20 protein-coding genes are annotated in these 17,446 nt (G+C 64.4%); 19 read left to right on the top strand and 1 reads right to left on the bottom strand.

The genetic code is table 11. From position 1 onward, the window contains the following. Nucleotides 1-70 precede the first annotated feature (70 nt). The 18 genes from ACP93_RS13900 to ACP93_RS13815 all read left to right on the top strand — a co-directional run bounded on the left by ACP93_RS13900 (nucleotide 71) and on the right by ACP93_RS13815 (nucleotide 15,517). Nucleotides 71-406, top strand: coding sequence for a hypothetical protein (locus tag ACP93_RS13900; protein WP_131721639.1), 336 nt, complete (start codon nucleotides 71-73; stop codon nucleotides 404-406). A gap of 28 nt (nucleotides 407-434) precedes the next feature. Continuing rightward, entirely contained in the window at nucleotides 435-1,478 is a 1,044-nt protein-coding gene (locus tag ACP93_RS13895) for an OmpA family protein (RefSeq protein ID WP_048491269.1), read from the top strand. Between the two features lie 504 nt (nucleotides 1,479-1,982). Next, a complete protein-coding gene (locus ACP93_RS13890) occupies nucleotides 1,983-2,255 on the top strand; it encodes a hypothetical protein (RefSeq protein WP_048491268.1) in 273 nt (90 codons plus the stop codon). 119 nt (nucleotides 2,256-2,374) lie between these two features. After that, a complete protein-coding gene (locus tag ACP93_RS13885) occupies nucleotides 2,375-3,907 on the top strand; it encodes a pilus assembly protein TadG-related protein (protein WP_228136047.1) in 1,533 nt (510 codons plus the stop codon). Further along, nucleotides 3,904-4,698 (top strand): hypothetical protein, encoded by a 795-nt coding sequence (locus tag ACP93_RS13880; RefSeq protein ID WP_131721638.1) that lies wholly within the window; start codon nucleotides 3,904-3,906, stop codon nucleotides 4,696-4,698. The genes ACP93_RS13885 and ACP93_RS13880 overlap by 4 nt, the downstream gene beginning before the upstream one ends. 13 nt (nucleotides 4,699-4,711) lie before the next feature. Continuing rightward, entirely contained in the window at nucleotides 4,712-5,533 is an 822-nt protein-coding gene (locus ACP93_RS13875) for a TadE/TadG family type IV pilus assembly protein (RefSeq protein WP_048491266.1), read from the top strand. Continuing rightward, nucleotides 5,517-6,197, top strand: coding sequence for a hypothetical protein (locus ACP93_RS13870; protein WP_228136046.1), 681 nt, complete (start codon nucleotides 5,517-5,519; stop codon nucleotides 6,195-6,197). The genes ACP93_RS13875 and ACP93_RS13870 overlap by 17 nt, the downstream gene beginning before the upstream one ends. 11 nt (nucleotides 6,198-6,208) lie before the next feature. Next, complete coding sequence (locus tag ACP93_RS13865; protein WP_052250845.1) at nucleotides 6,209-6,394, top strand: hypothetical protein; 186 nt, start codon at nucleotides 6,209-6,211, stop codon at nucleotides 6,392-6,394. Next, nucleotides 6,391-7,170, top strand: coding sequence for a Flp pilus assembly protein CpaB (gene cpaB / locus ACP93_RS13860; protein WP_048491265.1), 780 nt, complete (start codon nucleotides 6,391-6,393; stop codon nucleotides 7,168-7,170). The genes ACP93_RS13865 and cpaB overlap by 4 nt, the downstream gene beginning before the upstream one ends. Before the next feature lie 63 nt (nucleotides 7,171-7,233). Then, on the top strand, nucleotides 7,234-8,661 hold the full coding sequence (locus ACP93_RS13855; protein ID WP_228136045.1) for a type II and III secretion system protein family protein: 1,428 nt from the start codon (nucleotides 7,234-7,236) through the stop codon (nucleotides 8,659-8,661). 25 nt (nucleotides 8,662-8,686) lie between these two features. Then, on the top strand, nucleotides 8,687-10,414 hold the full coding sequence (locus tag ACP93_RS13850) for a TadA family conjugal transfer-associated ATPase (RefSeq protein ID WP_082143476.1): 1,728 nt from the start codon (nucleotides 8,687-8,689) through the stop codon (nucleotides 10,412-10,414). After that, a complete protein-coding gene (locus tag ACP93_RS13845; protein WP_048491263.1) occupies nucleotides 10,407-11,258 on the top strand; it encodes a type II secretion system F family protein in 852 nt (283 codons plus the stop codon). Before ACP93_RS13850 ends, ACP93_RS13845 begins: the two co-directional genes overlap by 8 nt. After that, nucleotides 11,255-12,145 carry a type II secretion system F family protein gene (locus ACP93_RS13840; RefSeq protein WP_048491262.1) on the top strand — a complete coding sequence of 297 codons (891 nt, stop codon included), beginning with the start codon at nucleotides 11,255-11,257 and terminating at the stop codon, nucleotides 12,143-12,145. The genes ACP93_RS13845 and ACP93_RS13840 overlap by 4 nt, the downstream gene beginning before the upstream one ends. Before the next feature lie 29 nt (nucleotides 12,146-12,174). Further along, the gene (locus tag ACP93_RS13835; RefSeq protein ID WP_228136044.1) at nucleotides 12,175-12,537 is read left to right on the top strand and encodes a DUF192 domain-containing protein; all 363 of its coding nucleotides are present in this window, start codon (nucleotides 12,175-12,177) and stop codon (nucleotides 12,535-12,537) included. Then, nucleotides 12,534-13,214: a TadE/TadG family type IV pilus assembly protein gene (locus ACP93_RS13830; protein ID WP_048491260.1), complete on the top strand. Its 681-nt coding sequence runs from the start codon at nucleotides 12,534-12,536 to the stop codon at nucleotides 13,212-13,214. The genes ACP93_RS13835 and ACP93_RS13830 overlap by 4 nt, the downstream gene beginning before the upstream one ends. Then, nucleotides 13,204-13,863 (top strand): hypothetical protein, encoded by a 660-nt coding sequence (locus ACP93_RS13825; protein WP_228136043.1) that lies wholly within the window; start codon nucleotides 13,204-13,206, stop codon nucleotides 13,861-13,863. The genes ACP93_RS13830 and ACP93_RS13825 overlap by 11 nt, the downstream gene beginning before the upstream one ends. Before the next feature lie 31 nt (nucleotides 13,864-13,894). After that, entirely contained in the window at nucleotides 13,895-14,839 is a 945-nt protein-coding gene (panE, locus tag ACP93_RS13820) for a 2-dehydropantoate 2-reductase (protein ID WP_048491259.1), read from the top strand. Between the two features lie 174 nt (nucleotides 14,840-15,013). Beyond that, on the top strand, nucleotides 15,014-15,517 hold the full coding sequence (locus tag ACP93_RS13815; protein ID WP_048491258.1) for a hypothetical protein: 504 nt from the start codon (nucleotides 15,014-15,016) through the stop codon (nucleotides 15,515-15,517). A gap of 330 nt (nucleotides 15,518-15,847) precedes the next feature. Here the strand turns inward: ACP93_RS13815 and ACP93_RS13810 are convergent, their stop codons facing one another. Beyond that, a complete protein-coding gene (locus ACP93_RS13810; RefSeq protein WP_048491257.1) occupies nucleotides 15,848-16,645 on the bottom strand; it encodes a TatD family hydrolase in 798 nt (265 codons plus the stop codon). A 96-nt stretch (nucleotides 16,646-16,741) separates the two neighbouring features. Here ACP93_RS13810 and ACP93_RS13805 point away from each other — a divergent pair. Then, a partial coding sequence (locus ACP93_RS13805; protein WP_048491256.1) for a DEAD/DEAH box helicase occupies nucleotides 16,742-17,446 on the top strand: 705 nt, incomplete at its 3' end.

The following is a 17,446-nucleotide window of genomic DNA, read 5'->3' as shown; positions in this document are numbered from 1 at the left end:
GGCATTGCTATCCTCCGCGCCACAGGGGTTTCACTGGCCCGCTCGCCGCGGGCCGCACGAGGAGCAAGGAATGAACCGATACACGGCAGTCATCGCGGTAGCAGTGCTGGCATGTGCCAGCGGCGGGGTTCACGCTCAAGACGACGGAATCGTCAATTTCGGCAAGATCGTCGGCGGCAACGCCGAGAACGGCAAGGCCTGCGGCGCCAGCCAGGCCCAGATCGATGGCTACAAGGCCAAGCAGAAGCAGTTGATGCAGGGCATGTATGCCCAGGTCAAGAATTTCGGCAGCGACTTCGACAACGGCTACAAGCAAGGCCAACAGACGATGCAGAAGGCCCACGCCGCAGGCACCTATAAGCCTGACGCAGCGATCTGCAAGCAGTTGTTGAGCGATATGCGCTAAGCGCTCCCCTCCGCACCCGAGATTTCCGATGACCGCGATGACCCCCACGGCGCGCCGCGCTGTGCTCAGCGTTTGCCTGCTCCTGATCACCGCCGCTGCCGGCTGCAAACGCTCCGAGCCGCAGCAGGCAACAGACGCTCCCGCCCCGGCTGCGAACACCACAACGCCCACCGCATCCGCACCAGCAGCAGCTCCTGCCGCTGAAACGGCGCATCGCTTCGATGCCGCCAATATGCCGGTTTCCGATGCCCCGCTTGGCAGCTTTCCTTACCTTGGCCTGCCCGAGGGCTACGTCACCAAGAATGCGCCTGTCCGTAACGACTTCGATCGCGTGCCGTTCTGGACAGGCGACCGCATCGAGTGGGTCGAAGGCAAGGTCTACGCGGCCACGCTCGGAACCGCCGAGGGCAAACCATTCTCGGGCGTGGAACTGAGCCGCAATATCCAGACGCTGGTGGAATCGCTGGGCGGCCAACGCATCGCTAGCGGCCCGATCCCCGCCGACGCGGCAAAGGCCATCGGCGACAGCAAGGCGGCGGTCACCTATGTTGACGGCATCGGCGACATCTATAACGAGTCCGCCGATACGTTCGTCATCCATCGCGGCGATCGCGACATCTGGATTCATGTCTGCAGCGGCCCTAGCAGCGGCGGCCTGCTAATCGCAGAGACCAAGCCCTTCCAGGCCACCGCCAAGGTACTTCCAGCCGATGCGTTGCAGCAGCAACTGGCCAGTGCAGGCAAAGTCGCCATCCAGGTGAACTTTGCCTCGGATGCCGCCCAGATTCTCCCGGACTCCCGGCCGCAGCTGGAACAAGTGCTGCAGTTGCTGAAATCCGATAGCGCCTTGCGCCTGGCGGTCAACGGACACACGGACAACAGCGGCGATGCAGCGCACAACAAGTCACTGTCCGAAGCGCGCGCCAACGCCGTCGTGGCCTACCTCACCGTCGCCGGCATCGCCGCCGATCGCCTGCGCGCAGCCGGATTCGGCCAGGAACAGCCGATCGCGCCGAATTCCACCGAGGAAGGCAAGGCGCGTAACCGGCGGGTAGAACTGGTCAAGCTCTGAGCCACGCGTCGGTGTGCGCACGCGTCCTTCTTCACTGCATTTGACTCGTCGCACTACACCAGCAGACTGTCTTTTCAATGCGCGTGGCCAAGGCGCTGGCGGCCAAAAGGCTGCGCCGGACGGTGTCCCGTTCGGGCAAACTTGGCCGGGATGACAAAAATTTGACTTGAACCACAAAAATTACCGGCTCAGCAAGCAAACAGCGCTGCACTGCACCTCGTGGCTGGACCTACGTATCGCTAGCCCCGTGCCTAAGATTTGACAAGTTATGTGATGCGCACTCCATTTAGCGTCAATTTATTAACGCCATTTTTCTTGTAACGGCAATATCTTGACGCTACATTGGCGCCGTCCGCATCCGTTCTCGTTCGATGCATCCGCGGGCCAGAGATCAGCTTCATCTCTGTGAATGATTTCACTTAAATAACCCACTCGCCACACGTTACCGCGCGGGACGTAGGTGTGCTGCCGGTGATTGGGCGAAGAGCCAAGGAGAGGATTCAGATGAAGAACCATCGTCGTCACATCGGGTTTGGCCGCAAGCAGCTGGGCCAAGGCATGACCGAGTACATCATCATCACCGCCCTGATCGCCATCGCCGCGATCGCCGCCGTCACCTTCTTCGGCGGTACCGTCCGCAGCCAGGTTGCCGGCATGTCGAAGGAACTGTCGGGCCAGAGCGCCACGCAGTCCATCAACCGCGCCAAGAACCAGTCCAACAGCGCGCAGCAGGAAGCTGACAAGACCAAGGGCATGGACGCGTACAACAACAAGTAATTCGCTTGTTGCCTTGATGTCCTAGGTACCTGGGCAGTCACGCTGCCCAGGCCCTTCTCCTATTTTCCGACATGCCGGTGACGCCGCTGTAGGAAGTGCATTCGGCAAAGGAACTGCAGATGCGTGCAGCGATCGCGATTGCCAAGTCACGTGTGCCGCCCCGCCTGGACGGGAAGCGCGGCATGGCCGGCCAAGCCATGGTACTGGGGTTGGTTCTGATCCTCGTGCTGTGCGTCGGCGCCATCGTCCTGTTCGACAGCGGTCAGTCGGTCAACAAGAAAGTGGAGCTCACCAACGCCGCCGACGCCGCCGCGTACAGCGTCGCGGTGCAGCAGGCGCGCGCGCTCAACTTTGCCGCCTATATGAATCGCGCGCGGGTCGCCAATGAAGTAGCGATCGCGCAGACGATCAGTCTGTACTCATGGATGAACCAGCTGCAGATGACCACCATCACGATGCGCATCACGATGGATGTGTTGTCAGCGATTCCTTATGTGGGCCCTATCTTCAGAGCGATCGGGACCGCTTTCAAAGCGGCGGAAAACATATTGAAAGGCGTCCGAAGAGCCTTTCAACCAGCCGCACAGGTCATTGTTACCACGCTCGACGAGCTCAATGGCATCTTTGCCACGGCTGCAACCGCTGTAATAGAAGGCGTATCGCGTGTCGATGGCATGTTGATCGCAAGAGATGTGGTCCAGCGAAACTCACCCAGTGCCAGATTGGGTGCTGTGGGAACAGGCGTACTGGGTGAACAGCTGCTCACAGCCGAAAGCAAGTTTCTGGACTTCAACAGGATTCCGCGTTCTGCCGGTACAGGCAGCGCCGCGCAACGCAGTGGTGCCGATCGCTTCCGTAATGTGGTGATGCAATCGCGCGATGGCTTCAGCAAGGACCGCGGCGATCGGGTCGGCCTCGGGCTGATCAACTTCGAGAGCACCGGCGGCACCGACATGGTCGACTACAACCGCTGGGCGGCACTGGACACCATGTCGCTGGACATCAACCTTCCCTGGCCTCTGCCCGACATCGATCTGCCATTGGGCTGGGGCGGCGCTCAAGCAGTCGACCGCTACCGTAACCAGCGTTTCCTCAATGGCTTCGGCAATGGTCAGGGCTGGTATTCCGACTGGGACAAGCGCCGCTATCGCCCCTACGGCGACAGCCTGCGCAGAAATGGCTTGGTCGCCCGCTTGGTCGAGCGCGACGCAAACGTTAGAGCTGCCAGCGGACAACACAAGAATGCGTTCTTCACCAGCTACAACGGTTTGCGTGACTACCACGATGTGAAGAAGAACATGGCCATGCGCCCGTATTCCAGCAATGGCAATCAGATCTTCGACGAAAACGCCGGCCCGGTCTTCACCGTCTATGCCGTGACCGACATGCGCAATGCGCGCACCAGCGAAACGGTCGGCATCGGCAATGCGGCGGGATCACGCATGGCCATGCAGAGCAAGGCGCAAAAGGGTGAGTTGGGTGCGTTGTCCTCGGCCCAGGTGTATTTCAATCGGCCGCCCAACTATGCGCTGTTCCGTCGTGGCGACAACAAGGTCGAGTCTGGCAACCTGTTCAGCCCTTACTGGCAGGCACGTCTGGTCGATACGCCGACAGCGATCAAAGCCGTGGTCGCAGGAGCCGGTGGACTATGAAGCCTGCACTCCTGAGCGGCCGAAACAGTCTGTGTGCCGCCCTGTTTCTGTCATTGTGCAGTTGCAGCGCCACCGCCGTGGATGCGGGCGGTGCCGAGGACACGCGCAGCTCCATGCCACCGATCCACGTTCGCCAAACCGTGGAAATGACCCGCAACGGCGTCAACGAAGCGCGAGAGAACTACCTGGCGACGCTGCGCGACTGCCAGGCGGGCGGACTGCAGAGCCGTGCGCTGCCAGATAAGGACGTCGCATTGCTCGGGACGACCCGCTACGAACTCTGGTTCGATCGCGAGACCGAGGTCGTCCGCGAGACCAGCTGGAACGTCGCCAACGACGGCGCAGGTGGCACCTGCCTGTTTCGACTGGAGACGACCGGCACCCAGGAAACCACCACTGCCAGCCGCTACCAACAGGTGGATCTGGCAACCGGCGAAAAAACCGACGAAGCGGCGCCGCAGGATGCACTGACCCGCACGCAGGTGGAGAAGAGCGCGCCTGCCGCGCTGTCCGATTTCCGAGGCCCGACCCAACGCAGCGTCGCCGGTCAGCCCTGCAACGAGTGGGTCAAGCCGAACGGGCTGCGTCAATGCGTCTGGTCGGCCGGAACAAAATGGGGATTCACCTCCGAGCCGGCGAACGACCATCGCCCCAACCGTGGCTTCATTGTCCTGGAACAAACCCCCGGCGCCGATGCGGACTACAAGGTCACCACCCAGGTGATCAGCGTCGGCAAGGCGTTCGACTCCGCCGCGCTCGAAGCACCGCGCGCACCGGCGAAGATCAACTAGGAGGACCGCAAGCATGCGCCAGCGTCGACAACCGCAATTGCGCGGACGCCAGGACGGCCAGAGCCTCACCGAGGCGGCGGTGCTGTGCGCCGTCCTGGTCCCGCTGTTCCTGTTGATTCCCATCATGGGGAAGTACATTCATTTGCGTCAGGCTACCCAGCAGGCAGCGCGTGCCGCCGCCTGGGAGGCAACCGTGGCGAAGGACTACACCCTGCCGTCCGCCACGCGCATGCGCGACCTGACTGTTGACCGGCATTTCGGCAAGGCGGATGCGCCGATCGTCAGCCGCGCCAGCACCGGCAGTGCGCGCGACCGCGTGGACAATCCACTGCTGAATACCTTCTCGAACCAACCGTTGCTGGAACGCGGCGATATCCGTGTCAACGCTTACAAGAACGAACGGTCCTCCGGCATCCTGGATCGCCTCGGCAATCTGATCAGCAAGATTCCCGGCAACTTCCCCCCCAATGACAAAGGCCTGGTGACGTCCAACCTGAGCGTCAGCGTGCAGGACCTCAAGCTTGCCAACGGCGGGTCCGCATCGTTCCTGGAACCGTTCGACCAACTCGGGCTGCGTATGCAAGGCAGCAACAGTCTGCTGACCGACCCATGGAATGCTGCCGGACCAGGCACCGCGAAGAATCCCGCCAAACGTTCCGTCATCGGCCAGGTGCGCACGCTAGTGCCCAGTTCCTACCTGAGCGACTCGGCAAAGATGTTCGATGCGCTCAGGATCATCCCGATCGTCGGCACCATCAGTCGATTCGAGCCGGGCTACATCGCCCCGGACGTGGTTCCGGTGGACAAGCTGGAACCTTATGCTCGCCCGCGCTGACACCATGCGCCGCCTGACCCTGGCATTGCTTATCCTGCTGGTGCCGGCGGCTGCCTGCGCGGCAGAGTGGCCCGACGTGCCCGAGCCCGACGACGCGAAGAGCGAGTGGGTGTCCAAGCACATGATCTACAACGGCCTGCACATGCGCTCGGCGCGCTACACCAGTGCGCAGTCGCCGCAGCAGCTAATCGCGTTCTATTCGAAGCAATGGCCCGGCCAGGTCACGGTCAACGACGTCGGCAGCAAGACCATTGTCGGTCACGCCCAAGGCGAGCATTACATCACCATCGAAATCAATGGGGCCGGCATGGGCAGCGAAGCGCAGGTCGGGATCGTGCGCCTGCTCAAGGAGAAGCCGCGGACTGCACCTGGCGCCGACTTCATGAAGCCGTCCGGCACCACGGTCGTGAACGACATCCAGTACCTGGACAACCCGGGACGTACGCTTGCGATGGAAAGCACCCTGTCGCCGTATCAGAGCGAGGCGTTCTATCGCAACCGGCTGCCGGCCGAAGGCTGGACGGCGCAATCCTCCGCCACGGCGTGTTCGATGATTTCCAACAGCTGCGTCAGCAGCTACAGCAAGGGCAAGCAGCAGATGACCCTGACCTTCAACCGCCGCGAGAAGGGCACCTCGATCGTGGTCAATCAGCTCCAGCAATGAGGACGAACGCCGTGAGATCCGCCTTCCCGCCCTCCGCCCGGCACCAACGCGGCGCGGCCCTGATCGAATACAGCATCGTCACCATGCTGGCGGTCATTGTGCTCGTGGCGCAGCCCAACATCATCCTGGAGCTGATCGATTCGCTGCGCAAGGCATATGCGAGCTTCACCTACGCGCTGTCGTTGGGGTGGCTATGAAGGCCGCTGCATTCAAGCCGAACCGCAACCTGCTCTTCATCGTGGTCGCCCTCGGCCTCGGCGCCCTGGCGGCCTTTGTCGCGGTGCGCTACGTCCAGAGCGCGGTGGCCGCGCGCACCAAGGATGTTGGTCAGACCGTCGCGGTGGCTGTGCCCAAATCCGATATGGCGCCGGGCACGGTGGTCACCACGTCCGATCTGGCCGTCCGCGAAGTGCCGGCGGACCTGCAGCCCGCCGATGCGGTGACACCGGAGAACGTTGACCAGTTCAGCGGGCGGATGCTGCGCGCGCCCGTCCGCCAGGGCGCACCCCTGGGCGCTAGCGCGCTGGTCCCCCTGTACGACCAGTTTTCGCGCGTGATCCGGCCCGGCAATGTCGGCTACACACTGCCCGTGGACGAGACCAACTCGATCTCCGGAATGATCGCCCCCGGCGACCATGTCGACATCCTGCTGACAGTGGAACAGGAAAACGCCGGCTCCCGGGTCATCCCTCTGCTGGAGAACATCAACGTGCTTGCCACCGGCAACCGCGTCGGCGATACCCCCGCGCAGGAAGATCAGCAAGGCTTCTCCAACATCACCCTCGAACTGAGTCCGCAACAGGCAGAGCGCCTGACGGTAGCGGCCAAGGCTGGTGCGATGCGGGTGATGCTACGCCAGGTCGAGGATCGAAATTCGTTCGGCCTCAATGGCATGACCCAGAAAGAGTTGCTCGGCACAGCCAAGCCTGGCGGTAGCAGCGGCGTGGAATTCATCATCGGAGGCAAAGGCTGACGCATGCGTAGGACTACATGGAGTGTTTCTTTCCTTCCCATGCTCGCCGCAGCGACCATGACCATGAACGGCGACGTCCAGGCGCAGCAGCAATCGGGACTGGTGCCGGTGCCGGTCAGGGTCGCGCCCGATACCAGGACCCAGCCACAACCCCAGGCCACGGGCAATCAGTCGCCGGTACCGATGAGCGGCAGTTTTCCCGCGCCTGTCCCCAACCCTGCCTATCAGCGTGCCGCCGGCAATGCCGAGGTCACGCCGCTGCCCGAACGCGCGCGCATCTATGCGGGTCAGGCCGCCGTGCACAGCCTGCCACAGGCCCTGAAGCGCGTGGCCGTGGGCAACGGCGAACTGGTCCAGGTGACCAACATCGGCAAGCGCGAGCTGGTCATCATCGGTCAGAAGCCGGGCGCGACCAGCGTGCATCTGTGGCTGCAGGACGGGCGCCAGATCGATGTGCCAGTCGAGGTCATGGACGGCAACGCCAATGCCACGGTGGAGACCATCCGTACCCTGCTCGCTGACGTGCCCAACCTTGGCGTACACGCTGTCGCGGATCGGGTGGTGATCACCGGCCAGGACATCAACCCTGGCGTGGCCAAGCGCATCGAGGCGCTGATGAAGCTGTACCCGACTGTGCTCGACTTCACCTCCGCCGACCCGGTCGGGATGCGTCCGATGGTGTTGATGGACGTGAAGATCATGGAGTTCGACAGCAATGCCCTCGAAGAACTGGGCATTCAGTGGGACAACGTGATTCAAGGGCCGGTCGGTGGCCTGCTGAAGGACTTCACCACGAACGACTACTACCGGATCAATCCGCCGGGTACCCCGGCTGCGGGCGTGGTCCTGCCCAATCGCGTGCCCGGCACCCAGGCCTTTTTCGGCATCGCCACCCAGATCGGCTCGGCGATCAACCTGCTGATGAACAAGGGTAAAGCCTTCCTTCTGGCGTCGCCGCAGCTCAGCGCGCGCAGCGGCGGCCAGGCCAAGTTCCTGGTCGGCGGCGAGGTGCCGATTCCGATCCCGCAGGGATTCGGTCAGGTGACGGTGGACTTCAAGGAGTACGGCATCAAACTGGACATCGAGCCCTTGGTCAACGGCAACCAGGAGATCTCCACCCGTCTGCTCGCGGAAGTCAGCCGGATCGATCCCACCGTGACCGTGCAGGGCGTGCCCGGCTTCACCACGCGTCGCACCGAATCGGAACTCAACGTCAAGGCGGGCGAGACCATCGTGATTTCCGGCCTGATCGATTCCAGCGCGCAACAGGACGCCAAGAAGCTCCCCTTGCTGGGCGAGATTCCGATCCTGGGCAAGCTGTTCCGCTCCGATGGCTTCCGCGGCAATCGGACCGAACTGGTGATGTTCGTGACGCCGCGCATCCTCACTCCCGATTCGGCCGAAAACCAGGAAGGCCTGGAACGTGGACGTCGCATCCAGGAGCGCGGCAAGGAAGCGATGCCCAAGCGCAGCAAGGACTACGTCCAGTAATCGCCACGACTCGTAGACAGACGCCATGTTCAACATCTTGATCGACACTCCCAACCGCGACCGGCGCCACGTCCGCTGTCTGCATCGCGAATGCGGCATCGGCCGCGGCGATGGCAATCTGGTGGTCCTGCAAGGCTGGAGCATCGCGCAGCAGCACGCGGCGTTGAAGCGAGAGGACAACGGTATCTTCATCGAGACGCTCGGCGGCCGGGCGTCCGTCCTGGTCAATGGCGAGAAGGTTACTGGCAGTCGCGGCCCGCTGAGCAGCCGCGACCTGGTGCAGATCGGCGACTATCGTCTGCAGGTCGTTGGCGACGAACCTGAGTCGGCACCGACGCCGAGGCAGGACGCCAGCGCCTTCAATGCGCCGGCGGCGCCGATCGGTGAGCACGTGGCTGCGGCGGCCAATCAGTCGATCGCCGAGCCTGAGCAGCAGCGGCAGCTGGCGCGACCACAGGATCTGCCACCGGACATCGCGGTCTACCGCGCAAAGGTGCATGCCGCGCTGGTCAAGCAGATGGATCTGCGCCGCCTGGATGTGCGCAGCATGGGCGACGACACCTTGCGCGCCACCACCATCAGTCTGATCGACGACGTACTGGAGCGGGAATTCGCCGATCTGCCCAAGACCATCAACCGCCGCCGTTTGGCCAAGGAAGTGCTGGACGAAGCGATCGGACTGGGGCCTCTGGAGGACCTGATCGAAGACAATACGGTGACCGAAATCATGGTCAACGCCTACGATCAGATCTTCATCGAACGCGCTGGCCGCATCGAGCAGTCCGCGGTCTGCTTCACCAGCGATCGTGCCGTGCTGTCGGCAATCGAACGCATCGTCACGCCGCTCGGTCGGCGTATCGACGAAAGCTCACCGATGGTCGACGCGCGCCTGAAGGACGGCTCCCGTGTCAATGCGATCATTCCTCCGATCGCCCTGCGCGGACCCAGCATCAGCATCCGAAAGTTCGCCAAGCGCAAGCTGGAAGGCAAGGATCTGATCGACTTCGGCTCGCTCAACGCGCCGATGCTGGAATTCCTGACCATGGCCGTACGCGAACGGCGCAATATCGTGGTCACCGGCGGCACCGGCTCCGGCAAGACCACCCTGCTCAACATCCTGTCGAACTTCATTCCCGACACCGACCGCATCGTGACCATCGAGGATGCGGCGGAACTGAAACTGGTTCAGCCCAACCTGGTCGCGCTGGAAGCGCGGCCGCCGAACATGGAGGGCAAAGGGCATATCTCTATTCGCGACCTGGTGCGCAATGCGCTGCGCATGCGCCCTGACCGGATCGTGGTCGGCGAATGCCGCGGCGGCGAAGCGCTGGACATGCTGCAGGCGATGAATACCGGTCACGAGGGCTCTCTGACCACTGCGCATGCCAACAATCCGCGCGAGGCGCTGTCGCGCCTGGAAGTCATGGTGATGATGGCGGGCATGGAACTTCCGATGACCGTGGTCCGCGAGCAGATTTCCTCTGCTGTCGACCTGATCGTGCATCAGAAACGTTTCCCCTGTGGTTCACGCAAAGTCAGCCACATCACCGAAATCACCGGCGTGGAGAGCGGTACGATCCAGTTGCAGGATGTTTTCCTGTTCAAGGCCAGGTCCAACAGCGGCCGCGATGGCAAGGTCAGCGGCGAGTTCATCGCAACCGGCGCAGTGCCGGAGTTCTACGAGGAGCTGGCAGAGCGCGGCGTGTCGGTCGACCTGTCGATCTTCCGCAACGGCGGCCAGGGCAATGGATAACATCTGGCTGGTCGCGCTGCTGGCTTTCAGTTGCGTCACGGTCTCCGGACTGCTGCTGGTTCGGGCCAGCGCGAACTTCATGCAGCGCTACCACGAGCGCTTCGTCGACCAGGCGCGCCTGAACCTCGCGGACATGTTCCTGTTCGTCGATCCGCAGATGCTCTTCGTCGCCAACGGCGTCGTGCTGCTGCTGATTCCACTGTTGTTGTGGCTGCTCAGCGGCAACTTGCTGCTGCCGGTCGTGGCCGTGATCGTGTTGGCGATCGCTCCGCGCAAGGTGTATCTGTGGCTCAAGCAGCGGCGCCTCGATCAGATCCAGCAACAATTGCCGGACAGCCTGCTGATGATGTCCGGTAGCCTGCGCGCCGGTGTCGGCTTCAACCCTGCGCTGGAAGCGCTGGCACACGACGGACAGCCGCCACTCGCGCAAGAGCTGGCGCTGGTACTGCGTGAACAGCACATGGGCGTGCGGACCGACGAGGCGTTGGAAAACTTCGCCAACCGCGTTCCCATTCCAGACGTGAAACTGTTCGTGGCCGCCGTCAGCATCTCGCGCGAGGTGGGCGGCAATCTCGCCGAAAGTCTGTCCACGCTGGCGGAAACCCTGCGCCGCAAGCTGATCATGGAAGGCAAGGTCAAGGCACTCACCGCGCAAGGCCGGTTGCAGGGCATCGTGATGGCGATGCTGCCGGCGGGTCTGGTTGGCTTTTTGGTGCTGTTCTACCCGGAAACCATGAACCCGATGTTCCATACCCTCCTCGGCTGGTGCGTCATTGCCCTGATGTGCGTGCTGGAGTATCTGGGCTATCGCATGTGCCGCAAGATCATGACGATCGACATATGAACTGGATGCTCGTACTGGTCGCCCTGTTGGCCTTGGCCGCCGTCGGCCTGGTACTGTTCGCGCTGCGCGGCATGTTGCAGGCGGTGCCGCAGGACGACCGCAACTATCAGGATCCGCTGCCGTCGGTCCTGCGCATGCTGTGGCCGCTGGTCACGGCCGCCACGCATGTGGTCGGACCGCGCCTCAAGTCCTCGCAACTGGAGCGTGCCCATCGCAGCCTGCAGTCGGCTGGCCAGGATTTCGTATTGACTCCAGAAGAGCTCTACGGGACACGCATCGTCGCTGCCGGCACGGTCAGCGTCGTCTTCATCGTGGTGGTGATGCTGCTCGGCAAGCTCAGCGTCGGCGCGCTCTGCATGTGCTTGCTGTTCGGCATTCCGCTGGGGTGGATGTACCCAACGCTGTGGTTGGGCGAACGGCGCAAGCAGCGCAGCAAACATGTGGTACGCGACCTGCCCACATTCCTGGATTTCATCACCATGGCAGTGGAAGCCGGCCTCAACATCACCGGTGCGATCGAGCAATCGGTGCAGAAGGGGCCGCCCGGTCCGTTGGCACAGGAGTTTTCGCGCATGCTGCGCGATCTGCGAGCCGGACTGCCACGCGCCGAAGCCCTGCGACGCATGGCTGATCGCATGGATATCTCGCAGATCTCCAACTTCACCAGCGCCCTGATCCAGGCCGACCGGGTCGGCGCCAGTCTTAGCGAAACCCTGCGCTCGCAGGCCATGCAACGCCGGGAAGAGCGCTTCCTGCGTGCCGAGAAGCTAGCACTGGAAGCGCCCGTCAAGATGATGCTGCCGCTGGTGCTGTTCTTCTTTCCGTTGATTTTCGTGGTGCTCGCGTACTTCATCTACCTGCAGATGAAACAACAGGGGATCCTGTGAAGTGCGGCACGCTCCGACGCGAAGGACAGGTGCTGCTGCACAGCGTGTGGCGCGCTGACACGTGGTGGTTGCGGCTGCGCGGCCTGCTTGGGCGCGCAGCGCTGCAGCCAGGCGAAGGCCTGCTGATCGAGCCCTGCAACAGCGTGCATACCTTGGCCATGACGTACCCGCTCGATCTTCTGTTCTTCGATCGCGATGGCAACGTCCTGGACTGGCGCGAGCGCTTGCGCCCCTGGCGTGGTGCCTTGTGCCTGCGCGCCCACGCCACCCTGGAGCTTGCGCCGGGTACGCTGCAGACGCTGCGGCCTGTTCGTGGTGAGCATCTAACGTGGTGGCCGGCGGAATCCTCCATCGCGCCCGATATCGTCGCTCCTGCAGGAGAACGCTCGTGACCGCACTCCGACATTCGCCGCGGCAGCAGCGCGGCCAATCCCTGATCGAGTTCTGCGTCGTCGTACCGACCTTCCTCTTTCTGGTACTGGTGATCTTCCAGTTCGTACTGATCTACCGCACCAAGACCGTGCTTGACTACGCCGCTTTTCAGGCGGCACGGGCAGGCGCAGTCAACGGTGTCCGAAAGAACGACATGGCAGATGCGTTGGCTGGCGGATTGACGCCACTATTCGCACAATCGCCGGACGCTGCCAACGTCATGCTGACGAAGCAGAAGATCCGTTACACGGAAGTGCAGTTGTTTTCCAAGATCGAGGTCATTGCGCCGACCCGGGCCGCCTACAACGAGTTCCGCGAACGCCAGTACGACGGCCGCTATGCGCTGCCCAATGACAGCCTTGCGTTCCGCAACGCCAATGTTGGCGGAAGCCAGGTCAATGTGCAGGATGCCAATATCCTCAAGATCAAGGTCACCTACAACATGCCGCTGATCGTGCCTTTCGTCGACCGCGTCATCGTCGGCCTGTCGGATCTGGTCAGCGGCGGTGAAAGCTATACTCCTGCCTCGATGCTGTTCGAGGAGCCGATCAGCGGTCACCGCCGCTTGCCTATCGAATCCTATGCTGTGGTACGCATGCAGTCGCCCATCTACGAAGCCGGCAATCTTGATCATTGAACGGACGATCTTGGGCCTGCTGGCCAGCGTGCTGATCGCTGCTACAGCCACTCGTGGGGAGACGGCGGACGCGTCCGCGCAGGAACAGGACGCCGCACCGGAGCCGCTGCAGGCGCGCTTGCAGGCGCGCGCCTATGGCGTCGGCCCGCTGGGTCCGAGACAAGCAGGTGAAGCCGTCCAGATCGAAGTACGCCTGCGTGGCGATGCCATCCGTATCGACTTCGTCGGCGCACAAGCACCCGATGCCTATCTGATCAACCCAGGGACCCGTGGCCGCGGCTGGCTCGTCAGCCAAACCGGCGACTATCGCCTGCCGATCGCCGACGCCAGCGGCCCCTATTGGTACGATCCTACTGATCCTTGTGCCAGGATCGGCGGACGCTGCGCGCCAGCGCCCGGCGAGTTCATTGCCGGGCGTTTGGCGGCGGGGTGGCGCTACGACGCCGCGCAAGGACCTGACGGCACAACCTCCGGTACGCTTTGGCTCGACCGCAGCGGCCTGCTGCTCGGCTATCGCGGCAAGGTCGGCAACCGTCGCGAAGAACGCAGCTTGCGTGTGGATGCGGTAAGTTTCGAAGCTGTTCCCTCCGAGGTGGTCACCCCGCCGGAGGGCTTGCGTACACCGGAAGCCTCCAGGCCGGTGCACTGAGCCGCCTGTTCCCCCTTTCTAGCCACGTCTCATGCGTATCCTGATTCTCGGTGCCGGCGCGACCGGCGGTTACTTCGGTGGACGCCTGGCCCAGGCCGGCGTCGATGTCAGCTTCCTGGTGCGGCCGGCGCGTGCCGCGCGCCTGCAACGCGACGGGTTGCGCATCCGCAGTCCGCGCGGCGATGCCGCAATCGCGGTGAGCACGCTCTCCGCCGAGACCCTGCCCGGCGCCGCGCAGGCGCGGCCGTTCGATCTGGTGCTGCTGAGCTGCAAGGCCTACGACCTGGACAGCGCACTGGAGGCAGTGGCGCCGGCCGTGCACGACGGCACCAGCGTGTTGCCGATCCTCAACGGCCTGCGCCACTACCGGGCACTGGATGCACGCTTCGGTGCGGAACGGGTGATCGGCGGGCTGTGCTTCATCAGCGCCGTGCTGGATGCCGATGGCGCAATCCAGCACCTGGCCAAGCCGGCCTCGCTGACCTTCGGCGAACGCGACGGGCACGGTGTCGACAGCGCGCGCGTGCGTGCCCTGGCCGAGGCCTGCACGCAGGCCGAGGTGGATCATCTGGCTGCGCCGCGGATCGCGCAGGAACAATGGATCAAGTACACCTTCCTCACCGCGCTGGCGGCGGCCACCTGCCTGATGCGCGCGCCGATCGGGCGCATCGTCGCCAGCGACGATGGCGTGGCACTGGTGCGTGGCCTGTATGCCGAATGCACGGCGGTGGCGACGGCCGCAGGCGAACCGGTCCCCGAGGCCGCGCAAGCCAGCGCGCTGCAATTGCTGACCCAGCCCGGCTCGCCGATGAAGGCGTCGATGCTGCGCGACCTGGAAGCCGGGCAGCAGGTGGAAGCGCAGCAGATCGTCGGCGACATGCTCGCCCGCGCGCGCACTGCCGGGCACGCCGCGCCGCTGCTGATGGCCGCGTACTGCCACCTGCAGGCGTACCAGGCCGGCCTGCCCGCGCGCTGACACCTGCCGCACCGGCGGCGCCGTGTGCTCCCGTCCCACGCACCTGACAGGGACCGGTGCGCGCCACAGACATTGGTGCCTCCCTGCCCCAAGCGCCTGCGCATCTTCGCGCGCCGCTGACGCGCCTGGCGCCTATGCTCGCCCACCACACAGGGGGCAGCGACGGGCACGCGCATGGAAAAACTGTTCCGCGGCGGGCATTTCCTCATCATCGTGCTGTTCCTGCTGTGCGCAGCCGGGCTGGTCTGCATGGCGGTGCTGGAGCTGTGGCACGGCCTGACGCCGGGTGGCGAACTGGTGGTGCGCGACCGCTTCAACGTGGTACTGGAAGCAATCGGGCTGCTCACCGTGGCGCTGGTGACCCTGGAACTGGGCCAGACCATCTACGAGGAAGAGGTGCAGCGCGATGTCAAGGTCAGCGGACCGACCCGCGTGCGCCGCTACCTGTCGCGGTTCTTCGTGGTCATCGTCATCGCCCTGGCGATCGAGACCCTGGTGTCGATCTTCGAACTGATGCACGACGACCCGGCCAAGCTGCCCTACGCGGCCGCGGTCGGCCTGTGCGCAGCGATGCTGCTGATCGCCTGGGGCGTGTTCGTCAAGCTCAACCGCAGCGCCGAGGAACTGGAACCGGAGGCCCTGGCCGAGGCCAAGCGCGAGGATGCGCAGGTCGATTGAGGCGGTGGGTGCCGCCCGGGCAGGCCGACGCACGTTGCCCACGTAGGAGCGGCTCAGCCGCGACGAATGAAGCCAAACGCCGACTGACACCGTCATGCGTCGGGACTGAAGTCCCTCCCACAAGAAAATGCCGACCCACTCCGTCCAGGATCTCCAACGGCGCATCGGCCAGCAGGGTCGCGATAAGGTATCGGCATGGTCGCCGGGCCATCAGACCGGTCGCGGCTGAAGCCGCTCCTACAAAAAAAGCGTACAGCCAAGCATGCTTTTACGAATCCCCAATCCCCAATCACGAATCCCCCAATCACGAAACCCGCCGCATCGACGCACTCAGGCCGGCATCGGCAAGCGGAAAAATGTCCGCGCGGCAGCGGTGCTGGCGGCGGCGACCGTCGCCACGTCCTCGCCACGGTCGCGCGCCAGCTCCTCGACGATGTGCGCCAGGAACGCCGGCTCGTTGCGGCGGTCCTTCGGCGTCGGCTTGAGCGTGCGCGGCAGCAGGTACGGCGCATCGGTCTCGATCATCAACCGCTGGGCGGGAATATGCTTCACCAGCTCGCGCAGGTGCGCGCCGCGGCGTTCGTCGCACAGCCAGCCGGTGATGCCGATGTACCAGTCGCGGTCCAGGTAGTCGAACAGTTCCTCGCGGCTGCCGGTGAAGCAGTGCACGACCGCCGGTCCGAGCTTGCCGTCGAACTGGCGCATCAGCGCCATGAAGTCGGCATGAGCGTCGCGCTGGTGCAGGAACAGCGGCTTGCCGGTGTCCACCGCCAGTTGCAGTTGCCGCTCGAAGGCGCGGTGCTGCGCAGGCCGCGGCGAGAAGTCGCGGAAGTAGTCCAGGCCACACTCGCCCACCGCCACCACTTCGGCATGCGCCTGCAGCGCGCGCAGTTCGGCGTCGCATTCGGCGGTGTACTCCAGCGCGTGGTGCGGATGCACGCCGGCGGTGGCGTACAGCAGGCCCGGGTGCTGCTGCGCCAGCTGCAGCGCCAATGGCGAGTGCTCGCGGCTGGCGCCGGTGACCACCAGTTGCGCGACGCCGGCGGCGCGGGCGCGCTGCAGCACCGCGTCGCGGTCGCGATCGAAAGACTCGTGGGTGAGGTTGGCGCCGATGTCGATCAGAGTCATGCGGTTGCGCGGGAATCAGCCGGAAAGCGGCCAATTGTACGGGCCGCGCGCCTGCCGCCGCTCCACGGCGGCGCGGCGGCCCCGTATCCTTGGCCGATGACGTCCGCCGTGTTTCCGATCGATCCGCTGCTGCCGCAACTCCGCGACAGCCTCGCCGCCCATCCGCGCCTGGTGCTGGAAGCCCCGCCCGGGGCCGGCAAGACCACCCAGGTGCCGCCGGCGCTGCTCGACGCGCCCTGGCTGCAGGGCCGGCGCATCGTGATGCTGGAGCCGCGCCGGGTCGCCGCGCGCAGCGCCGCCACGTTCATGGCACGGCAGCGCGGCGAAGCACCGGGCGAGACCGTGGGCTACCGGATCCGCTTCGAGAACAAGGTGTCCGCGCGCACCCGCATCGAGGTCGTCACCGAAGGCATCCTGACCCGCATGCTGCAGGACGACCCGATGCTCGACGGCGTCGGCGCGCTGCTGTTCGACGAGTTCCACGAGCGCCACCTGGCCGCGGACCTGGGCCTGGCGCTGGCCCTGGACGTGCAGGCGCAGGTGCGCGAGGACCTGCGCATCGTGGTGATGTCGGCGACGCTGGACGGCGAGCGCCTGGCCCAGTTCCTCGACGCGCCGCGGCTGTCCAGCGCCGGGCGCAGCTTCCCGGTGGAGATCGCGCACTTCCCCGCACGGCGCGAGGAGTCGCTGGAAGCGCAGGCACGGCGCGCGGTCGAACACGCGCTGCAGCAGCATCCGGGCGACGTACTGGTGTTCCTGCCCGGGCAGCGCGAGATCGGGCGGGTGCAGGCGGCGCTGGAG

Source organism: Xanthomonas sp. NCPPB 1128 (genome assembly GCF_001043115.1).
GTDB lineage: Bacteria > Pseudomonadota > Gammaproteobacteria > Xanthomonadales > Xanthomonadaceae > Xanthomonas_A.
This window is presented reverse-complemented; position numbering and strand designations above follow the sequence as displayed.